At 70.7% G+C, this 19,906-nt stretch carries 19 protein-coding genes and 1 tRNA gene; 12 read left to right on the top strand and 8 right to left on the bottom strand.

Annotation, left to right across the window (positions count from 1 at the left end):
- Positions 1-8 precede the first annotated feature (8 nt).
- A complete protein-coding gene (locus RSP_RS04290; protein WP_011337351.1) occupies positions 9-1,745 on the bottom strand; it encodes an ABC transporter transmembrane domain-containing protein in 1,737 nt (578 codons plus the stop codon).
- Positions 1,746-2,153: 408 nt separating this feature from the next.
- Between RSP_RS04290 and RSP_RS04285 the strand changes: the two genes are divergently transcribed.
- The 5 genes from RSP_RS04285 (at position 2,154) to RSP_RS04265 (ending at position 6,940) form a co-directional block, all read left to right on the top strand.
- Positions 2,154-2,978: an alpha/beta fold hydrolase gene (locus tag RSP_RS04285; RefSeq protein WP_011337350.1), complete on the top strand. Its 825-nt coding sequence runs from the start codon at positions 2,154-2,156 to the stop codon at positions 2,976-2,978.
- Positions 2,975-3,952, top strand: a complete 978-nt coding sequence (locus RSP_RS04280) for a threonine ammonia-lyase (RefSeq protein ID WP_011337349.1) — start codon at positions 2,975-2,977, stop codon at positions 3,950-3,952. The genes RSP_RS04285 and RSP_RS04280 overlap by 4 nt, the downstream gene beginning before the upstream one ends.
- 227 nt (positions 3,953-4,179) lie before the next feature.
- Positions 4,180-4,968, top strand: coding sequence for a 3-oxoadipate enol-lactonase (gene pcaD / locus RSP_RS04275; RefSeq protein WP_011337348.1), 789 nt, complete (start codon positions 4,180-4,182; stop codon positions 4,966-4,968).
- Positions 4,961-5,689 carry an alpha/beta fold hydrolase gene (locus tag RSP_RS04270; RefSeq protein ID WP_011337347.1) on the top strand — a complete coding sequence of 243 codons (729 nt, stop codon included), beginning with the start codon at positions 4,961-4,963 and terminating at the stop codon, positions 5,687-5,689. The genes pcaD and RSP_RS04270 overlap by 8 nt, the downstream gene beginning before the upstream one ends.
- Before the next feature lie 30 nt (positions 5,690-5,719).
- Complete coding sequence (locus RSP_RS04265) at positions 5,720-6,940, top strand: TCR/Tet family MFS transporter (protein WP_011337346.1); 1,221 nt, start codon at positions 5,720-5,722, stop codon at positions 6,938-6,940.
- Positions 6,941-7,072: 132 nt separating this feature from the next.
- On the opposite strand, the gene RSP_RS04260 is transcribed toward RSP_RS04265, so the two are convergent.
- Entirely contained in the window at positions 7,073-9,082 is a 2,010-nt protein-coding gene (locus tag RSP_RS04260; protein ID WP_017140130.1) for an elongation factor G, read from the bottom strand.
- Between the two features lie 236 nt (positions 9,083-9,318).
- Between RSP_RS04260 and hisB the strand changes: the two genes are divergently transcribed.
- Positions 9,319-9,906 carry an imidazoleglycerol-phosphate dehydratase HisB gene (hisB, locus tag RSP_RS04255; protein WP_009566359.1) on the top strand — a complete coding sequence of 196 codons (588 nt, stop codon included), beginning with the start codon at positions 9,319-9,321 and terminating at the stop codon, positions 9,904-9,906.
- The gene (hisH, locus tag RSP_RS04250) at positions 9,906-10,544 is read left to right on the top strand and encodes an imidazole glycerol phosphate synthase subunit HisH (RefSeq protein ID WP_011337344.1); all 639 of its coding nucleotides are present in this window, start codon (positions 9,906-9,908) and stop codon (positions 10,542-10,544) included. Before hisB ends, hisH begins: the two co-directional genes overlap by 1 nt.
- A 224-nt stretch (positions 10,545-10,768) precedes the next feature.
- Here hisH and RSP_RS04245 read toward each other — a convergent pair whose 3' ends face one another.
- Positions 10,769-11,149, bottom strand: a complete 381-nt coding sequence (locus RSP_RS04245; protein WP_011337343.1) for a DUF2147 domain-containing protein — start codon at positions 11,147-11,149, stop codon at positions 10,769-10,771.
- A 139-nt stretch (positions 11,150-11,288) separates the two neighbouring features.
- On the opposite strand from RSP_RS04245, the gene hisA reads away from it, so the two are divergent.
- From hisA to RSP_RS04230, 3 genes are all read left to right on the top strand, one after another.
- Positions 11,289-12,008 carry a 1-(5-phosphoribosyl)-5-[(5-phosphoribosylamino)methylideneamino]imidazole-4-carboxamide isomerase gene (hisA, locus tag RSP_RS04240; protein WP_011337342.1) on the top strand — a complete coding sequence of 240 codons (720 nt, stop codon included), beginning with the start codon at positions 11,289-11,291 and terminating at the stop codon, positions 12,006-12,008.
- A 134-nt stretch (positions 12,009-12,142) separates the two neighbouring features.
- Positions 12,143-12,904 (top strand): imidazole glycerol phosphate synthase subunit HisF, encoded by a 762-nt coding sequence (gene hisF, locus RSP_RS04235; RefSeq protein WP_009562844.1) that lies wholly within the window; start codon positions 12,143-12,145, stop codon positions 12,902-12,904.
- Positions 12,901-13,212: a phosphoribosyl-ATP diphosphatase gene (locus RSP_RS04230; RefSeq protein WP_011337341.1), complete on the top strand. Its 312-nt coding sequence runs from the start codon at positions 12,901-12,903 to the stop codon at positions 13,210-13,212. Before hisF ends, RSP_RS04230 begins: the two co-directional genes overlap by 4 nt.
- A 201-nt stretch (positions 13,213-13,413) precedes the next feature.
- On the opposite strand, the gene RSP_RS04225 is transcribed toward RSP_RS04230, so the two are convergent.
- Both RSP_RS04225 and rlmB read right to left on the bottom strand, forming a co-directional pair.
- Entirely contained in the window at positions 13,414-13,860 is a 447-nt protein-coding gene (locus RSP_RS04225) for a CoA-binding protein (RefSeq protein ID WP_011337340.1), read from the bottom strand.
- A 188-nt stretch (positions 13,861-14,048) separates the two neighbouring features.
- Complete coding sequence (gene rlmB / locus RSP_RS04220; protein WP_011337339.1) at positions 14,049-14,834, bottom strand: 23S rRNA (guanosine(2251)-2'-O)-methyltransferase RlmB; 786 nt, start codon at positions 14,832-14,834, stop codon at positions 14,049-14,051.
- Positions 14,835-14,953: 119 nt separating this feature from the next.
- Here rlmB and RSP_RS04215 point away from each other — a divergent pair.
- Positions 14,954-15,037 (top strand) — tRNA-Tyr (locus RSP_RS04215).
- Between the two features lie 585 nt (positions 15,038-15,622).
- Here the strand turns inward: RSP_RS04215 and RSP_RS04205 are convergent.
- The 3 genes from RSP_RS04205 to RSP_RS04195 are packed head-to-tail and all read right to left on the bottom strand — an operon-like array spanning position 15,623 to position 18,730.
- On the bottom strand, positions 15,623-17,146 hold the full coding sequence (locus RSP_RS04205; protein WP_011337338.1) for a DHA2 family efflux MFS transporter permease subunit: 1,524 nt from the start codon (positions 17,144-17,146) through the stop codon (positions 15,623-15,625).
- A gap of 13 nt (positions 17,147-17,159) precedes the next feature.
- A complete protein-coding gene (locus RSP_RS04200; RefSeq protein ID WP_011337337.1) occupies positions 17,160-18,266 on the bottom strand; it encodes an HlyD family secretion protein in 1,107 nt (368 codons plus the stop codon).
- A complete protein-coding gene (locus tag RSP_RS04195) occupies positions 18,263-18,730 on the bottom strand; it encodes a MarR family winged helix-turn-helix transcriptional regulator (protein WP_011337336.1) in 468 nt (155 codons plus the stop codon). Before RSP_RS04195 ends, RSP_RS04200 begins: the two co-directional genes overlap by 4 nt.
- A 128-nt stretch (positions 18,731-18,858) precedes the next feature.
- Here RSP_RS04195 and RSP_RS04190 point away from each other — a divergent pair, with 128 nt between their 5' ends.
- Entirely contained in the window at positions 18,859-19,872 is a 1,014-nt protein-coding gene (locus RSP_RS04190) for a serine hydrolase domain-containing protein (RefSeq protein ID WP_023003564.1), read from the top strand.
- The last annotated feature ends 34 nt before the right edge of the window (positions 19,873-19,906 follow it).

Here is a 19,906-nt window from a genome sequence, read left to right as displayed (position 1 = left end):
ACGCAACGTCAGACCGACCCGTCGGTGAACTGGAGCCGCGCGAGACGGGCATAGAGCCCCCCCTCGGCCACCAGCGCATCGTGGGTGCCGGTGGCCACGATGCGGCCCTTGTCGAAGACGACGATCCGGTCCGCGCGCTTCACGGTGGCGAGCCTGTGGGCCACCACCAGCGTCGTGCGGTTCTGCGCCAGCGCCTCGACCGCGGTCTGCACGGCGCGTTCGCTCTCGGCATCGAGTGCCGAGGTCGCCTCATCGAGGAGCAGGATCTTCGCGTCGCGCAGGATCGCCCGCGCCAGCGCCACGCGCTGCTTCTGCCCGCCCGAGAGCATCACGCCGCGCTCGCCCACATAGGTGTCGTAGCCCTGCGGCAGGAGGCTCAGGAAATCGTGCGCGGCGGCGGCGTGGGCCGCAGCCTCCACCTCGGCATCCGTGGCCTCGGGACGGCCGAAGCGGATGTTCTCGCGCGCGGAGGTGGCGAAGATCACCGGATCCTGCGGCACGAGGGCGATGGCACGGCGGAAATCGTCGCGCGTCATGTCGCGCAGATCCACCCCGTCGATGCGCACGGCCCCCTGCTGGGGATCGTAGAAGCGCAGGAGCAGCTGGAGGATCGTGGTCTTGCCCGCCCCCGACGGCCCCACAAGCGCCACCGTCTCGCCCGGCCGCACGACGAGATCGATCCCGTCGAGCGCCGAGACCTCGGGCCGCGCCGGATAGCGGAAACGCACGCCCTCGAAGCTGATCTCGCCCTTCACCGGCCGCGGCAGCGCCACCGGCGTGGCCGGATCCTGCACCGGATCCTCGGCCGTCAGCAGCTCGTTCAGCCGCTCGGTCGCGCCCGCCGCCCGCTGCAGCTCGCTCCAGATCTCGGAGAGCGCGCCGACCGAGCCCGCCACCATCACCGCATAGATGAGGAACTGCACCATCTCGCCCGGCGTCATGGTGCCCGCGCGCACATCGCGCGCGCCCACCCAGAGCACGCCCACGATCCCGGTGAAGACGAGGAAGATCACGATCACCGTCATCAGCGCCCGCGTCCCGATCCGGTCCTTGGCCGACAGAAAGGACTTCTCCGTCACATCGCCGAAGAAGGCGCGCGACTGGCGCTCGTGGGTGAAGGCCTGCACCGTCTGCACCGACAGGAGCGCCTCGGACGCATTGCCCGAACTCTGGGCGATCCAGTCCTGATTCTCGCGCGAGAGGCGGCGGAGCTTGCGGCCGAGGATGACGATCGGCACCACCACGAGCGGCACGAGCAGCATCACGAGGCCAGTGAGCTTGGTCGAGGTGAACAGGAGAAGCACCAGCCCGCCGATCAGGATCAGGAGGTTGCGCAGCGCCACCGAGATCGAGGAGCCGATCACCGACAGAAGCAGCGTCGTGTCGGTCGTGAGCCGCGACAGCACCTCGCCCGTCATGATCCGCTCGAAGAAGGCGGGGCTCATGCCCATCATCCGGTCGAAGAGCGCGCGGCGCATGTCGGCCACGACCCGCTCGCCGAGCCGCGTCACGAGATAGTAGCGCAGCCCCGTGCCTGCAGCGAGTGCGGCCGCAATGAAGAGGGCGGCGGCGAAATACTGGTCGAGCAGGGCCGCATTGTTCTCCATGAAGCCGTCGACCACGCGCCGGACCGTCACCGGCAGGATCAGGCTGATTATCGCGGTGAGAACGAGCGCGCCCAGCGCGCCGAAGGTGAGCTTGCGGTAGGGCGCGAGGAACGGCACGAGGCCCCGCAGCGCGCTCATCCTCCTCGACTTCGGACGATCCTCGAGCTGGGTGGTGGGTCTTCATGCCATGCGTCCCGTCCTCCTCTTGTCGCGGCGTGGTTTAGGCCGCAATGCCCCCCGCGGCAAGCGCACCCTTCGGACTGACTTCACGGCAGAAGGTTTCACGGAGTGGAAGCAGGCGGATCATGTGCCGGCCGGCGTGCCGCGCGGAGGCCCGCAGCCGGAGCATCCCCGGGTTGCTGCCCACCGCACGGTGCAGGCCATCGGGGGCACCTGACCTGCCCCTCCACCGTGCCTGCGCCTCTCGCCCGGCCCGCGGCGTCCCGAGGCAGACCCGTCCGGCCCCCATCGCCACACGCGCGGGGCTTCCGCCGCGGGCGAAGCTGTGCAAGGCTCTCGCCCGACCGACGCCACGAGAGCCTTCCCATGACCCAATTCTTCACCGCGAGCGACGGTGCCCGCCTGGCCTTCACCGACGAGGGCGAGGGCCTGCCGCTCCTGTGCCTCTCGGGACTCACCCGGACCGGCGCCGACTTCGACTATCTGGCGCCGCACCTGTCCGGCGTCCGGCTGATCCGGCCGGACTATCGCGGACGGGGCCGCTCGGACTTCACCGGGGCCGCCACCTACACCGTTCCGCGCGAGGCGCGCGACGCGGTGGAGCTTCTCGACCATCTGGGCTTGGGCGCGGCGGCCATCCTCGGCACCTCGCGCGGCGGGCTGGTGGGCATGTTCCTCGCCGCGACCGTCAAGGACCGGATGCGGGGCCTCTGCCTGAACGACGTGGGGCCCGAGATCGAGCGGTCGGGCCTCGAGAAGATCTTTGCCTATGTCGGCCGCAACCCCTCGCCCGCCACCCATGCCGAGCTGGCGGCGGCCCTGCCGAAGCTCATGACCGGCTTCTCGGACGTGCCGGCGGAGCGCTGGCTGGCCGAGGCGCAGCTCCACTACACCGAGACCCCGCAGGGGCTGCGCATCACCTATGACCCTGCGTTGCGCGAGGCCTTCCTCGCCGCCTTCGAGGGCGAGCCCGCCGATCTCTGGCCGCTGTTCGACGCCTGCGAGGGCCTGCCGCTCGCGCTGATCCGGGGCGCCAACTCGGATCTCCTGTCGCCCGCAACGGCCGCCGAGATGCGGCGGCGCAGGCCCGACATGATCTTTGCCGAGGTGCCCGGGCGCGCCCATATCCCCTTCCTCGACGAGCCCGAGAGCCTTTCCGCGATCCGCGCCTTCCTGGAGCGGGTGGCATGAGCGACATCGCGATGATCGAGGCTGCAGCGGCCCGGCTTGCGGGCCATGCCCGGCGGACGCCGCTTCTCTCCTCGCCCTTTCTCGACGAGATCGCGGGGCGGCGGGTGCTGGTGAAGGCCGAGTGCCTGCAGCACACGGGCTCGTTCAAGTTCCGCGGCGGCTGGTCGGCGCTCTCGGCGCTGGAGCCGGCCCGGCGCGCGCAGGGCGTGATGGCCTATTCCTCGGGCAACCATGCGCAGGGCGTGGCGCTGGCCGCGGCCCGCCACGGCGCGCCCGCCGTGATCGTCATGCCCGCCGATGCGCCGCAGCTGAAGATCGAGAACACCCGCGCGCTCGGCGCCGAGGTGGTGCTCTACGACCGCGCGACCGAGGACCGCGATGCGATCGGCGCGCGGCTGGCCGACGAGCGGGGTCTCACCCTGATCCGCCCCTTCGACGAGCCCCTCGTGATCGCCGGTCAGGGCACGACCGGGCTCGAGATCGCCGAGCAGGCGGCCGAGGAGGGCGTGACCTCTGCCGATGTCCTCACCTGCTGCGGCGGCGGCGGGCTCACCGCGGGCATCGCGCTGGCGCTCGAGGCGCGCGCGCCCGGCCTCCGGGTCCGCCCGGTCGAGCCGGTGGGGTTCGACGATACGGCACGCAGCCTCGCCGCCGGCGAGATCCGGTCGAACGCGGCGCTCTCGGGCTCGATCTGCGATGCGATCGTGACGCCCCAGCCGGGCCGGATCACCTTTCCGATCCTCGCGCGGCTCTGCGGGCCGGGCCTCGCCGTCACCGACGCGGAGGCGCTCCGCGCCATGGCGCTGGCCTTCCTGCGGCTCAAGATCGTGCTCGAGCCCGGCGGGGCGGTGGCGCTGGCCGCGGCGCTCTTCCGGCCCGACGCGCTCGAGGGCGACGCCGTGATCTGCACCGCCTCGGGCGGCAATGTGGATCCGCCCCTCTTTGCCCGCGCCCTCGCGGAGGCCGCCGACTGAGCGCGCGCCGATGAGCCTTACGGCCCGCAAGCCTTCCTGCGGGCCGCACGACCCCTCCTGCCGTTCGCGCGTCGCGGATGGCGCCCTCGAAGCCTCCCGCCGTTCACGAATGGCAACCCCAAGCCCCCTGCCGTTCGCGCGTTGCGAGTGGCACCCTACTGCCTCCTGCCGTTCGCGCTTCGCGAATGGCGGCCCCTGAAGCCTCCTTCCGCGCCCCGGAGCCAGCGATGCCCCATATCGAAATCGGCGATCTGCGCCTCAACTATCTCGACGAGGGCCGCGCGACCGGCGCGCCCGTCGTCTTCGCCCATGCGCTCGGCTCGGACCTGCGGATCTGGGACAATCTCATCCCCCTCCTGCCGCAGGACCTGCGCCTCGTGCGCTACGACCTGCGGGGCCATGGCCGATCCACCACACCCGAGCCGCCCTATGCGATGGGCGCCCTCATCCGCGACGCCGAACGGCTGATGGAGGCGCTGTCCATCCGCGAGGCGGTCTTCGTCGGCTGCTCCATCGGCGGGATGATCGCGCAGGGACTCGCGGTGAAGCGGCTCGATCTGGTGCGCGGGCTCGTCCTCTGCGACACGGCGGCGAAGATCGGCACGCCCGAGATCTGGCAGGACCGGATCGATCAGGTGCGCAGCTACGGGCTCGAGTCGCTGGCCGATCCCACGATGAAGCGCTGGTTCGCGCCGGCCTTCCGGCAGGGACCGGAGGGCCAGCTCTGGCGCGAGCGCTTCATCGAGGGCGATCCGGACGGCTATGCGGGCGGCGCGGCGGCCATCGCGGGCACCGACTTCTACACGACGACGGCACGCCTGACCCTGCCCACGCTGGCGCTGGTCGGATCCGAGGACGGCTCGACCCCGCCCGACCTCGTGCGCGAGACGGCCGAGCTGATCCGCGGCAGCCGGTTCGAGATCGTGCGCGGCGCGGGCCATGTCCCCTCGGTCGACAAGCCGGCCGAGGTGGCCGCGCTCGTCACCGAGTTCCTCCGCTCCATCGGCCATGTCTGACATCCTGCTCGTCCATGGCTCGGGCTATGGCGGCTGGTGCTGGGACGCGACGATCCGGGCGCTGGCAGCCCACGGCGCCCGCGCCCGGGCCCTCGACCTGCCGGGGCGGATCTTCACGCCCGGTCTGAGCCTCGCCGACCATGCCGCGGCAATCCTTCAGGAAATCCGCGCGCCCGTCACGCTGGTGGGGCATTCGGCGGGCGGTTTCTCCATCGCCGCTGCGGCCGAGGCCGCAGCCCCCGGCCTCATCGAGCGGCTGATCTTCCTCTGCGCCTATGCGCCCCGCGACGGCGCGTCCGTGGCCTCGATGCGCCGCGCGCAGGCGCGCCAGCCGCTCCGCCCCGCGATCCGGCTCGCGCCCGACCGGCTGAGCTACAGCTTCGACCCCGACCTCGCGGGCGAGGCGCTCTTTCACGATTGCCCGCCCGAGGTGCGCGCCGCGGCGCTGGCCCGCATGGGCGCCGAACCCGTGGGCCCGCAGGAAGAGAGGATCCGCCTGAGCGCGCGTTATCACGCCCTGCCCAAGCACTACATCCGCTGTCTCGAGGATCGCGCCATCCCGCCCGAGACGCAGGAGGCCATGACCGCGGACTGGCCTGCGGGCAGCGTCTCGACCCTGCCCGCAGGCCACTCGCCCTTCCTCTCCTGCCCCGAGGCTCTGGCAAAACGTCTCATCTCGGTGGCGGCAAATCCGCTTTCCTGCCGCCCGACCCCCGGCTAGGGTCCGCCCGCCCTTCCCCGCGGATGCATCATGCAACAGCCCCGGCTCGCCCTTGCCTTCATCCTGATCACCGTGGCGCTCGACGCGATCGGGATCGGGCTGATCTTTCCCGTGATGCCCGACCTCATCCTCGAGATCACGGGCCAGCCGCTGTCCGAGGCGGCGGTCTGGGGCGGCCTTCTGTCGGCCTCCTTCGCCGTGATGCAGTTCCTGTTCGGCCCGACCATCGGCAGCCTCTCCGACCGGTTCGGCCGGCGGCCGATCCTTCTCGGCTCGCTCGTCCTCATGTCGGGCACATACCTCGCCATGGCGCTCGCCCCCACGATGGCGATCCTGCTTGCAGCGAGGATCGTGGCGGGGATCGTGTCGGCCACCTATGCCACCGCCTCGGCCTTCATCGCCGACGTGACCCCGCCCGAGGACCGCGGCAAGCGCTTCGCCCTGGTGGGCGCGGGCTTCGGGATCGGCTTCGTGCTGGGGCCGGCGCTGGGAGGCCTTCTGGCGGGGCTCGACACGCGCGCGCCCTTCTATGCGGCGGCGCTGATGGCGCTGCTCAACCTCGGGCTCGGAAGCCTGATCCTGCCCGAGACGGTGACGGACGCCACCCGCCGCGCCTTCACGCTCTCGCGCGCGAACCCTCTGGGCGCCCTGCGCGCGGTCGCCCGCCTGCCCGGCCTCAGCCGTCCGCTCGCCGTGTTCCTGATCCTCGGGATCGCCATGAACGTCTATCCGGCGGTCTGGGCCTTCTATGGACAGGCGCAGTTCGGCTGGGGCGCGGGCATGGTCGGGGCGTCCCTCGCGCTCTACGGCATCAGCTTTGCGGTGGGACAGGTGGCGCTGGTGGGGCCGGCGATCCGGCACCTCGGCGAGCACCGCACGGCGCTGGTGGGGATCTGGGTCGACATCGTCACCCTGGCGATTCTGGGCGTCCTTGCATCCGGCACGGGGGTGCTCTTTCTCATCCCGGTGACGGCGCTCGGCGGCGTGGTGGTGCCCGCGCTCCAGTCCATCCTGTCGCGCGCTACTCCGGCGGATGCGCAGGGCGAGCTGCAGGGCGTGCTGGCCTCGCTGAACGCCATCGCCATGATCGCCTCGCCGCTGGTCATGACCGCGACCTTCCGCGCCTTCACCGCGCCGGGCGCGCCGCTGCACCTGCCCGGCGCGCCGTTCCTGCTCGCCTCGCTGCTGATGGTGGGCGCGCTGGTGCTGCATGTCCGAGGTGCGGGACAGCCGGAGAGGGACGCTGCCTGAGGGGCGGGGCGGACGCGCCTCTGCCACCGGAGGGGCAAGCGGGAGCGCCCCCGCGGATGACGGTAAAGCCAGCACCTCCGCCTCCGGCACCGAGGAAGGGGCGGCCCGGATGCCGACGCCGCCCCTCCCGCTTCAGGCCTGTTCGGCCAGGATCTTCTCGGCCTCGCGGCCCGACAGTTCCTGCAGATGGTCGAACCGGCAGCTGTAGGTGCCGACGCCGAGGCTCTGCGAGCGGATCTCGACGATCAGCCCGTCCATCTCGCCCTGCGGGATCAGCGCCTGCACCTCGTCCCATCCCGGCCAGCCGTCCTTGGCATCGAAGCCGAGAAGCTGGCCGCGCCGCCCGGTGACGATCCGCTGCACCTTGGGCGTGAACTCGGACGGGACGGAGATCGCCACCGTCAGCACCGGCTCGAGCAGGACCGGCCCGCAGCCCGGCATGGCCTCGGCCATCCCCTTCTGCGCGGCCTTCTGGAAGGCCATGTCCGAACTGTCGACCGTGTGATAGCTGCCGTCGGTCAGCGTCACCGCCACATCGACGACCCGGTGCCCGAGCGGCCCCTTGCCGAGATAGGACTGCACCCCCTTCTCGACCGCGGGGATGTAGGACTTGGGCACCACGCCGCCGGTGATCCGCTCGTCGAAGGCGAAGCCCGCCCCGCGCGGCTGCGGCCGGATCTCGAGATGGACGTCGGCGAATTCGCCGTGCCCGCCGGACTGCTTCTTGTGCCGGGCATGGATCGTGGCGGCCTTGGTGATCGTCTCGCGGTAAGGGATGGCGGGTTTGGCCGCGGTCACGGCCAGCCCGTATTCGTTCTTCATCCGCGCCAGCGCGATCTGAAGCTGCATCTCGCCCTGCCCGCTCAGCACCAGCTCGGACGTCTCGGCCTGATGGGCCGCCGCGAGCGAGGGATCCTCCTCGGCCAGCCGCGCGAGGGCCGCCTGCAGCTTCACATCGTCGGACTGTTTCTCGGCCCGGATCGCCAGCGCATGAAGCGGCGCGGGCGGCGCGGGCCAGTCGGCCTCGACCACGCCGCTCTCGGTCAGAAGATCGCCGGTCGCGGCCCCGGCCATCCGGCCGAGCGCCACCACCTCGCCCGCCCGCGCCACGCCACGCGGTGCGGTCTTGCGGCCCATCAGCGACAGCACCGCGCCCACGCGATCCTGACCGAGCCCGATCCCGTCCTTCACCTCGCCCGACCAGATGCGGGCGAGCGAGATCTTGCCGGACTGGCCCGCGTAGACCGTCTTGAAGACCTGCGCCATCGTGCCCGCGGTGGCGATGCCCAGCCGGTCGGCCGTGACCTCGGCCCCGGGCGCCTCGTGACGCAGCGCCTTCAGGAGCCGCCGGATGCCGTTCTCGTTCTCGGCCGAGCCGAAGAAGACCGGCACGATCAGATCCTTCTGCAGATCGCGCGTGAGATTGGCGTAGATCTCGTCGGTCGAGGGCACCGCATCCTCGAGAAGCTCGGCCATCAGCGCATCGTCGAAATCGGCAAGCGCCTCGAGCATCCCCGTCCGCGCCTCGCCGCTCGCATCCGCCAGCGTGTCGGGCAGGGCCACGAGATCCGAGGGCTTGTGCGGGTTCCAGCGCCAGGCGCGCTCGGAAACCAGATCGACCATCCCCGTGACCTTGCCCGCGCCGTCCCGGATCGGGATCTCGCGCAGCACGAGCGGCCGGCCCGAGATCGCCTGCAGCGCCTCGAAGGTGCCGCGCACGGTGGCCTCAGGAAGGTCCATCTTGTTGACATAAATGAGGTGGGGGATGTTGCGGTCGTCGAGAAAGCGCAGGATCGGCGAGAGCGTGACCGCGCGTTCGGGCAGCGGCTCGGCCACCACCACGACGAGGTCGGCTACCATCATGGCGCATTGCGCCTCGTAGGTCAGCTCGACCGAGCCGGGGCAGTCGATCAGCGCCCACGGTTCGCCGAGATAGTCGAAGTTCGCCACCGACAGTTCGGTGCTCATCGTCCGGGCGCGCGCCTCGGGGGCCGCGTCGCCCACGGTATTGCCGTCCTTGACCGCGCCGCGCCGGTCGATGGCGCCCGCGGCAAAAAGCAGATCCTCGAAGAGGGTCGTCTTGCCGCAGGTATAGCTGCCGACCAGAGCGGCGCAGCGCGGGCCTGATGGTTGATGGCTCATGGATCGTTCTCCCATCGCACAATCCGGAGGCGGAGAGCCGCCAACGCGCCTCTCCCCGGCTCAGTGTGCGTCCTTGCCGGAAGTCTGGCCAGTGTTTCGTGGCCTGCCTGCGCCCATTGCTCCACCTGCGCCCGCGCCACTGCCTTGACCTGAATCAATGGATTTCGGCCTCTCCCGCGGCCTTCCCTCGGACCCGGCAGTTTCCTATAAGGTGGCCGACCGAGAAGGAGCCGCCCATGCGCAAGGCCGAGATCAGCCGCAAGACCGCCGAGACCGACATCTCCGTGACGGTCGATCTCGACGGCACGGGGCGCTACGACATCCGCACCGGCGTGGGCTTCTTCGACCACATGATGGACCAGCTCGCCCGGCACGCGCTGATCGACATCACGCTGCGCTGCGAGGGCGACCTGCATATCGACGACCACCACACGGTCGAGGATTGCGGCATCGCGCTGGGGCAGGCCCTGACGCGCGCGTTGGGCGACAAGCGCGGCATCCGCCGCTACGGCAGCTTCCACCTCGCGATGGACGATGCGCTGGTGCGCGCGGCGCTCGACCTCTCGGGGCGTCCCTTCCTCGTCTGGAACCTGCCCTTCCCGACCGAGAAGATCGGCAGCTTCGACACCGAGCTCGTGCGCGAGTTCTTCCAGGCGCTCGCGACCCACGGCGGGATTACACTGCATGTCGACCTGATCCACGGGGTGAACAGCCACCATATCGCCGAAGCGGCTTTCAAGGCGGTGGCGCGCAGCCTGCGCGAGGCGGTCGAGCCCGACCCGCGCCGGGCGGATGCCATTCCCTCGACCAAGGGGATGCTGTGATGCTGACGGTCCTCGTCGATTACGACAGCGGCAATCTCCACTCGGCCGAAAAGGCGTTCCAGCGCATGGCGACCGAGACCGGGGCCGGGCAGGTCCTCGTGTCGGACAGGCCCGAGGATGTGGCGCGCGCCGACCGGATCGTGCTGCCGGGCGACGGCGCCTTCCCGGCCTGCCGCCGCGCGCTCGGCAGCTACGGCGGCCTGTCCGAGGCGATCGAGGAGGCGGTGACGCGGCGCGCACGGCCCTTCCTCGGCATCTGCATCGGCATGCAGATGATGGCCACGCGCGGTCTCGAACATGAGGAGACGCCGGGCTTCGGCTGGATCGCGGGCGAGGTGGTGCGGATCGCGCCCTCCGACCCGCATCTGAAGGTGCCGCACATGGGGTGGAACGACCTGACGGTCGACCATCCCCACCCGGTGCTGACGGGGATCGAGACGGGCGATCACGCCTATTTCGTCCATTCCTACCATTTCCAGGTGGCCCACGATGCCGAGCGGCTGGCCCATGCCGACTATGGCGCGGACATCACGGCCATCGTGGGGCGCGACACGATGGTGGGCACGCAGTTCCACCCGGAGAAGAGCCAGAAGACCGGCCTGCGGCTGATCGCCAACTTCCTGACCTGGAAGCCCTGAGCGGCGGGAAGGTCCGGCCGGGCGGACTCTGTCCGCCGATGGCCCGGTCCGGCGACGACCGCTCGAGGGCTCGGCCACCGCGCCCCGCGGCCCCCACCCCGGCAGGTCCGCCCGCCCTGATATGGGCGAAAGGCAGAAGTCCCTCCCGCACTCCGCACCGCGGCGCCAGACCCCGCGGTTTCCCTTTGTCCGGACGGCCGGAACCGCACGCCCCGGCCCCGGCCTCACTTCACCCGGACCCAGGTCTGGCCCCGGCAGAAGGGCCCGATGCAGCCCGAGACCTTCAGCCGGTCGCCCTCCAGCGCCATCTTCGAGCGGTAGATCTTGCCCGTCGAGGGCTGCCAGATCCTGCCCTCGCCGTAGCGCCCGCGGCCCTCGGGCACCATGTCCCAGACGATGGCCTTGCCGCGGTTGGGCGAGACATATTCGGCGCCTTCCCTGAAGGTGCGGCCGATCGTGCCGCAGATCTTCGGCCCGCAGGGCGCCATCGTCACATGCGCGAAGGCGCCCTCGTCGGGCTCCGTCTGCCAGACCCCCTCGACCGGATCGGCCAGCGCCGCCCCCGCCGCCAGCGCCAGACAGGCCGCCAGTATCCCGAGCCTCATCCTCATCTCCTCCCCGAAGATCCCTGCGGCCGAGGATCGCGGCCGAAGCCGCCCGCGGGCAAGCATGACGTCGGGTCCTTGGCATCGGGGACGGGGCGTGCCAGAAGCCGCCCGAGAGAGTGACATCCCGGAGAGCGCCATGATCCTCTATCCCGCCATCGACCTGAAGGACGGCCAGTGCGTGCGCCTCTTGCGCGGCGAGATGGAGGCCGCGACCGTCTTCGGCGACGATCCCGCGGCGCAGGCGGCGGCTTTCGAGGCGGCGGGCTGCGAATGGGTGCATCTCGTCGATCTGAACGGCGCCTTCGCAGGCCGGCCCGTCAATGCGGCCGCGGTCGAGGCGATCCTCGCGCGGATCGCGGTGCCGGCCCAGCTCGGCGGCGGCATCCGCGACATGGCCACCATCGCTTTGTGGCTCGAGAAGGGGCTCGCCCGCGTGATCCTCGGCACGGTCGCGGTCGAGAACCCCGGCCTCGTGCGCGAGGCGGCCCGCGCCTTCCCGGGCCGGGTGGCGGTGGGCATCGATGCCCGCAAGGGCCGGGTCGCGACGAAAGGCTGGGCCACCGAGACCGACGTGATGGCGACCGACCTCGCGCGCTCGTTCGAGGATGCGGGCGTGGCGGCGATCATCTACACCGACATCGACCGCGACGGCGCTATGGCGGGGCCGAACATCGAGGCCACCGACGCGCTCGCCCGCGCGGTCTCGATCCCGGTCATCGCCTCGGGCGGCGTCTCCTCGCTGGCCGACCTCCTGGCCCTCCGCGACACAGGCAGCATCGCCGGCGCCATCTCGGGCCGCGCGCTCTACGACGGCGCCCTCGACCTGACGCAGGCCCTGCAGGCGCTCCGCGCCTGAGCCGCTTTCACTCTGCCCAAATATCCCGGGGGTGAGCCGCAGCGCGGCGAGGGGGCGGAGCCCCCTTCCCCCCGCTCCCCCGAGGCGCTACGACAGGCCCTGACGCGGCCGCCCAGGGTTCAGGAGATCCCGCCATGCTCAAGACCCGCATCATCCCCTGCCTCGACGTGGCCGACGGCCGCGTGGTCAAGGGTGTCAATTTCGTCGATCTGCGCGACGCGGGCGATCCGGTCGAGGCCGCCCGCGCCTACGATGCCGCAGGGGCGGACGAGCTCTGCTTCCTCGATATCCACGCCACGCATGAGAACCGCGGCACGATGTATGACCTCGTGACCCGCACCGCCGAGCAGTGCTTCATGCCGCTGACCGTGGGCGGCGGCGTGCGGACCCATCAGGACGTGCGGGCGCTCCTTCTGGCCGGAGCCGACAAGGTCAGCTTCAACTCGGCCGCCGTGGCCGATCCGGGCGTGGTGGCCGAGGCCGCCGACCGCTTCGGCAGCCAGTGCATCGTGGTGGCGATCGACGCCAAGACGGTGGCTCCGGGCCGGTGGGAGATCTTCACCCACGGCGGGCGCCGCGCCACGGGCATCGATGCGGTGGCGTTCGCCTGCGAAATGGCAAGCCGCGGCGCGGGCGAGATCCTGCTGACCTCGATGGACCGCGACGGCACACGGGCGGGCTTCAACCTCCCCCTCACCCGCGCCATCTCGGACGCCGTGCCGATCCCGGTCATCGCGAGCGGCGGAGTGGGCACGCTCGATCATCTCGTCGAGGGCGTGACCGAAGGCGGTGCGTCCGCTGTGCTCGCGGCCTCGATCTTCCATTTCGGCGAATTCACCATCGGCGAGGCCAAGGCCCACATGGCCGCCGCCGGCATCCCCGTGAGGCTCGCATGACCGTCCTCGAACGGCTCGCCGCCACCGTCGAGGCGCGCAAGGGCGCCGATCCCGACAGTTCCTGGACCGCGAAGCTCTTTGCCAAGGGCCCGGAGAAATGCGCCGAGAAGTTCGGCGAGGAAGCCGTCGAGGCCATCATCGAGGCGGTGCGCGGCGACCGCGCGAAGCTCGCCTCGGAAGCGGCCGATGTGCTCTATCACCTCCTCGTCATGCTCGCGGCCCGGGACGTGACGCTGGCCGAGGTGATGGCCGTGCTCGAGGCGCGCGAGGGCACCTCGGGCATCGCGGAGAAGGCCGGGCGGGGCTGACCTGCCGGGCTTCTGCATGGGCGGCGGAACCTCCGGCCTCGCGCCCGGTCGTCCGGTGGGAGCCTCCGGCGGGGATATTTGGGCCAGAATGAAAGCCGGGGGCGGGATCTCGGCCTGATCCCCCGGTTTGACGGTGCGGTCCTTCGCCGGAAGGGCGGGGGCACCATGGGACGCGCGCCGGGACCGCTCGCTCCGGATCGGTCAGAGGCCGAGGCGCGGGATCTCGATGGCGGGACAGCGGTTTTCCACCACATCGATGCCGCGGGCGCGCGCCTCCTGCGCAGCCTCGGGATTTCGGACTCCGAGCTGCATCCAGACGGTGCGCAGGTCCGGCAGATGCGCGAGAGCGGCTTCGACCACCTCGGGCACATGATCCGAGCGGCGGAAGATGTCCACCATGTCAACCCCTTCGCCCGCCAGCGCCGCGAGATCGGGGCGGATCGTCTCGCCCAGCGCCTCCTGCCCCGCCTGCCCCGGATTGACGGGAATGACCCTGTAGCCGCGCGCCTTCAGGAAGGCCGCGACCTGATGGCTCGGCCGGTCGGGGTTGGGCGACCATCCCACGACCGCGATCGTGCGGGTGAAGGCGAGGATCCGCCGCACCTCCTCGTCGGTCAGGGGCATGTCCCGCGCGGCATCGTCGGTCATGAAGCCTCCTTGCCCGCCCCGTGTCTGTCAAACTCGGGCGGGTCAAAAAAAAGCGCCCTGACCGAAGGGCCGGGCGCTAGTGCGGAACGAGGGACAGTGAAGGTAGAACGGGGGTTCCGGCCCCGCTCCTCCTGTAACATGGGCGCCACAACGGCAAAGAAAAGAGCGGATCGCGCGTCCGTGAACATTTATCTGCTTGCGGCGGCGTAAAGGGCCACCGCCGCAGCGTTCGAGACATTGAGGGAGCCGAATCCCCCCGCGGCCGGGATTCGCACCAGACGGTCGCAGGTCTCGCGCGTCTTCTCGCGCAGGCCCGGCCCCTCGGCGCCGAGGACCAGCGCCACCGGCCGGCCGGCCGTGCCCTCCAGGCCCTCGGCCAGCGTCATGGAGGCTTCGCCCTCGAGACCCACAAGAATGTAGCCCATGGCCTTCAGCTTCTCCATCGTCTCGCCGAGATTGCCCACGCGCAGATAGGGCTGGCGCTCGAGCGCGCCGCTTGCGGTCTTGGCCAGCGCCCCCGTCTCGGGCGCCGAATGGCGGTGCGGTGCGATCACCGCCCGCGCGCCGAAGACCTCGGCCGAGCGCAGCACCGCGCCCACATTGTGCGGATCCGTCACCCGGTCGAGGAGCACGAGAAGCGGCTGTCCTGCGCCCGAAGCGGCCAGATCCTCGAGGCTGCCCCAGTCGAGCGGCTTTACCTCGAGCGCCGCGCCCTGATGGACCGATCCCTCGTCGATGGGGACCGAGAACTTGCGCGGGTCGACGATCTCGGGCTCGAGCCCGCTCTCGGCGATGGCCTCGCCCAGACGGTCGGCGGCGTTCTTGGTCAGGACCAGCCGCAGCTTCTGCCGCAGCGGATTGGCAAGGGCGTCGCGCACGGCATGGATGCCGAACAGCCAGACGGTCTCCTGGGCGGCGGCGCGGCGCGACCGCTCCTTCTCGATCACCCAGGCGGGCTTGACGGGTTTCGGCATCTGGAACTCCTGAAAAACGGGCCGCAGAATGATCCCTCCCCGGGGGCGGCGCAAGGCGAAAGAAATGCGCAGATCGGCCCTTGACCGCCCCCGAGCCCTCGGATAATCACGCCGCCAGTGGGCGACGTGCTGCAAGGTGCGGCAGCGGACTGTAACTCCGCCGAGGCGACTCGTGCCTGGTTCGATTCCAGGGTCGCCCACCATCTTCCTGACAAGCGGTCTTTCTGTGGGATCCGGCGGGGCATCGGCCGAAGCCGACCTGCCGAAGGCGTCGACCGGCCTGCAAGCGGGCCACTTCGCCGCGTTGAACCTTCCACGGGCTGCGTCCCACCATGGGCGCGTATCGAGTCCGGTGGAGACACCCGTTTGCACGAAGAAAGCGACCGCGAGGGACCGGCATCCAAGAGCCCCTCGTTCCGCCGTCACAACCCTCCCGATGCTTCCGACTTCCGCTCCCGACTGGCGATCGGGGCGCATGCGCTTCTGATCTCGCTCGCGGCCGGGGCCGTGACGGCCCTCCTGAGCGGCGCGCTCCGCGCGTTCTGACGGGGTCGGATGCAGCAGGGTTCTGGGCGCGGGGGAGTGTGGCGGGGAGACCGAAAGCAGCGCGCCGCTCGGCCCTGGCCCGCCGCCGCACCGGGCGGGGGGCAATGCGTCGCAAGCCCTGCCCTTGCGCCCGTCTGCCGGATGCTTATGTCCGCTGAGTGGCCCTTCCGCGTGTCCCTTCCGCACCGAGGGCTCTGGCCGCGGGCGACCTCCCCATTGCGCCCGCGGCCACTTTCCCCCTCTCAGTCCGCGTGAACGGTGACCGGCGCGCCGCCCACCCTGGGCTTGCGCAGCAGGAGCGCCAGCGGAAGCGCCGCCAGAGTGATGAGCATCATCAGGCGGAAATCGTCGATATAGCCGATCATCGTGGCCTGCTGCGTCACCAGCCGGTCGATGACCGCGAGCGACTGCAGGCCACCCTGCGCGGCGTCGGGCGAAAGCTGCCAGAGCTGCGGATTGTAGGGCGTCACATTTGCCCCGAGCTCGGCATGGTTGATCTGGCTGTTGTGGGTGAGCATCACCGTTACCATCGAGATGCCCACCGACGAGCCGATGTTGCGCACGAGGCTGAAGAGGCTCGTGGCATCGGCGCGGAAGCGCGGCGCGATGGTGGCGAAGGCCACGGTCGAGAGCGGCACGAAGACGAGGCCCAGACCCAGACCCTGCACGACGCCCGAGAGCACGATGGGCGTGCTGTCCATCTGCGGGCTGAAGCCCGTCATCATGTGCAGCGACAGGGCGGTGAGCGAGAGACCCGCCGTCACCATCAGCCGCGCATCGACGAAGCGCAGCATCCGCCCGGCGATCAGCATCGAGATCATCGTCCCCACCCCGCGCGGCGCCATCACGAGGCCGGTGGTGATGACCGGATAGCCGAAGATGTGCGACAGCATCGGCGGCAGGAGCGCGAGGCTCGCTAGCAGGATGATCCCCACCACGAAGATGAAGACGAGGCCGGTGGCGAAGTTGCGGTCGGCGAACATCGCGGGCTCGAGGAAGGGCTTTTCGGCGCCGAGGATGTGGATCACGAACACCCAGAAGCCGGTCAGCATCAGGAACAGGTAGATCCAGATCTCGAGGGCCGCGAACCATTCCACCTCGGCACCGCGGTCGAGCATGAGCTGGAGCGAGCCCAGCGCGATGGCGAGCATGGCGAAGCCGAAGAAGTCGAAGCGGCGCACCACCCGCTCGGCCCGCGGCAGCCAGGCGGCGCAGCCGAGAAAGGCCACGATGCCCACGGGAAGGTTGATGAAGAAGACCCAGCGCCAGTCCCAGCTCTCGGTGAGCCAGCCGCCGAGCGTGGGCCCGATGATCGGCCCCACCATGATCCCCGCCCCCCAGAGCGCCATGGCCTGCCCGGCCTTCTCGCGCGGGTTGATGTCGAGCAGGAAGGTCTGCGACAGCGGCACGATGGCCGCGCCGAAGACGCCCTGCAGCAGCCGGAAGCCCACCATCGAGGGCAGGCTCCAGGACAGGCCGCAGGCCATCGAGGCGAGCGTGAAGCCCACGATAGAGACGAGGAACAGCTCGCGCTTGCCGATCCGGTCGGCGAGCCAGCCGGTCACGGGCGTCATGATCGCCGCGGCCACGATGTAGGAGGTGAGCACCCAGTTGATCGTATCGGCCGAGGCGTCGAGGTCGCCCGTCATCGAGGGCAGCGCCACGTTCGCGATGGTCGTGTCGAGCACCTGCATGATCGTGGCGAGCATGATCACGAGGGTGATCAGCCCGCGGTGCTCCACGGGCTGTTTCTGAGCAGCGGTCATGGCACCCTCCGGATCAGTCGGCGGTGGCGGCGAAACTCGCGAGCCCCGGGATGTGGCGGACGCGGCCGGTATCGACCGACACTTCCGCCGACAGGCCCGAGGCGAGGCCCGCGATGTCGGCCCCCTCTTCGAACCGCAGCCGCACCGGCACGCGCTGGGTCACCTTCACCCAGTTGCCGGTGGCGTTCTGCGCCGGCAGCAGCGAGAATTCCGAGCCCGTGCCCGCGCCCACCGCCTCGACCGTGGCCTCGTAGGGCCGGTCGGGGTGCAGGTCGAAGGTGACTTCGGCCTTCTGGCCGGGGGCGATGCCGGCCAGCTGCGTCTCCTTGAAGTTCGCGTCGATCCAGACATCGCCTGTCTCGACCAGCGAGAAGAGCGACTGGCCGGCGGTGACCATCTGGCCCGGCTTGAAGGAGGCGGCCTGATAGACGATGCCGTCGGCCGGCGCGCGGACCTCGGTCCGCGCCAGCTGGTAGGCGGCGTCGTCGCGCGCGGCAAGCGCAGTGCGCACCTTCGGATGCTCGTCCACCGGCCCGTCCGCGACCCCGCCGAGCGCCGCGAGCGCGCTTGCGGTGGTCTGGCGCGCGACCAGCAGCAGCTCCTTCGCGCGCAGCGATTCGTGGCGCGCATCGTCGAGCGAGGTCGTCGAAGCCACGCCCTTCTGCGACAGCGCCTGCTGGCGCTCGAGCTCATTGGCGAGATAGGCCGCGTCGTCCGCCGCGAGCTTCTCCTGCGCCTGAGCCTGAGCATAGGCCACGCGCAGCTGCTCCACCTCGAGACGCGCCGAGGCCACCGCCGCCTCGGCCTTGGCCAGCGCGATGCGGTGCGGCTCGGGGTCAATCTCGAACAGGACCTCGCCCTTCGACACGGGGCGGTTGTCGGACACGGAGACGCGCGTCACGCGGCCCGAAAGTTCCGAAGCCACGCCGACCACCGCCTGATGCAGATAGGCATTGTCGGTGGTCTCGTAGCGCCCGCCGGTCACCCACCAGACGCCCGCGCCGCCCAGAAGGGCCGCGGGAAGGGCCGCCATCAGCAGGATGCGGCGCGTCTTGCGGGGATTCGGCTCGGCCACCACGGGCGTGGAGCGGGCCTTCTCGGGAGAGGTCTGGGCGTTCATCCGTTTGCCTTGATGCAGGGAACGCGGGGCTCGGCCTCCGCGTCGTTGAGGTTGGTGACGATGGTCCGCAGCATCGCGACGAGCTCCCTGCGGCGGTCCGCCGGGATCCCCTCGAGCGCCTCGTCATAGACCTCGTCGGCAATGGTCTTGATGGTCGCGTAAGCGGCCTTGGTCTTGTCGGTCGGCGCCACCAGCCGCGCGCGGCGGTCGCAGGGGTCGGCCTCGCGGCGCACCCAGCCGCCCTGCTCCATCCGGTCGATCAGCCGCGAGACGCTGATCGGCTCGATGTCGAGCAGGTCGGCGAGCCGCGCCTGCGTGGCCCGCGGCTCGCGCGAGAGTTGCGCCAGAAGCCGCCACTGCGCCGTCGAGAGGCCGAGATGGCTGGTTCTCTGCTCGAAGCGCTTGCGGACGGCGCGGGTGGCGTCGTGCAACAGCAGTCCCAATCTGTCGGTGTCCTTTTCCATGTGCGGGACATATAATAAGCGTGCTTATCATTGCAAGGCCGCCCTCGCTGCGCGCGAAATCGTGAGGAGGCGGCGCGGTTGATGCCGGAGGCCGGCGGGCCATGTGCGCTGGAGCCCCCGGAGGTTTCATGATCCTGTCCCGCCGTCTTCTTCTCGCGGCCGGCGCCGCGCTCGCCCTGCCTAGCGCCCTCCGCGCGCAGGCGCCGCGCCGTCCGCCCCTTGCCGCCACGCTGGAAGCCGCGCGCGGGCTTGACCAGCTTCATGCGATCGTCGTCGCGCAGGGCGGCGAAACGCTGGTGGCCGAGGCGCTGCGCGGACCCGCTCCGGATCGCGCGGTCAATGTGAAGTCAGTCTCGAAGACGCTCGTCGCAGCCCTGCTCGGCGCGGCGCTCGACCGGGGCGCCGTGCCCGCCCTCGGGGCCACGCTGGGCGAGGTCGCGCCCGGCCTCATCCCTGCCGAGGCCGACCCCCGCGTCCGGGACCTGACGCTCGAGGATCTGGTGACGATGCGCGCGGGGCTCGAACGCACCTCGGGCGGCAACTACGGCGCCTGGGTCTCGAGCCGGAACTGGCTGGCCTATGCCCTGTCGCGCCCGATGGTGGCCGAGCCGGGCAGCCGGATGCTCTATTCCACGGGCAGCTTCCACATCCTCGGCGCCGCCCTCTCCGAAGCCACGGACCGCAGCCTGCTCGCGCTGATGCGGGACTGGCTCGGCCGCCCGCTCGGGATCGAGATCCCGCCCTGGACGCAGGATCCGCAGGGCTTCTACCTCGGCGGCAACGAAATGGCGCTGTCGCCTCTGGCGCTGCTGCGCTTCGGAGAGATGGTCCGCCAGGGCGGCCGGTGGGACGGGGAGCAGGTCCTGTCCGCCGACTGGGTGCGCCGTTCGCTCGAGCCGCGGACGCGCTCGCCCTTCTCGGGCTTGGGCTACGGCTACGGCTGGTTCGTGGGCCGCGCGGGCACCGAGCGGATCGCACTGGCCCGCGGCTACGGCGGCCAGCTCGTCTGCCTCCTGCCCGATCTCGAGGCCACGGTGGTCGTCACCTCCGACCCGACGCGGCCCGCCCGGAGCGAAGGCTATTTCGGCGACCTGATGCGGCTGATCGGCGAGGTGGTTGCCCCGGAGCTAAGGCGCGCCTGAAGAGGGCCCGCCGCTGCTTCACGTTCCGGTCATG

It is taken from the genome of Cereibacter sphaeroides 2.4.1, from assembly GCF_000012905.2.
Lineage (GTDB): Bacteria > Pseudomonadota > Alphaproteobacteria > Rhodobacterales > Rhodobacteraceae > Cereibacter_A > Cereibacter_A sphaeroides.
Note: the sequence above shows the minus strand (reverse complement) of the source record. Positions and strands in the feature narration are given on the sequence as shown.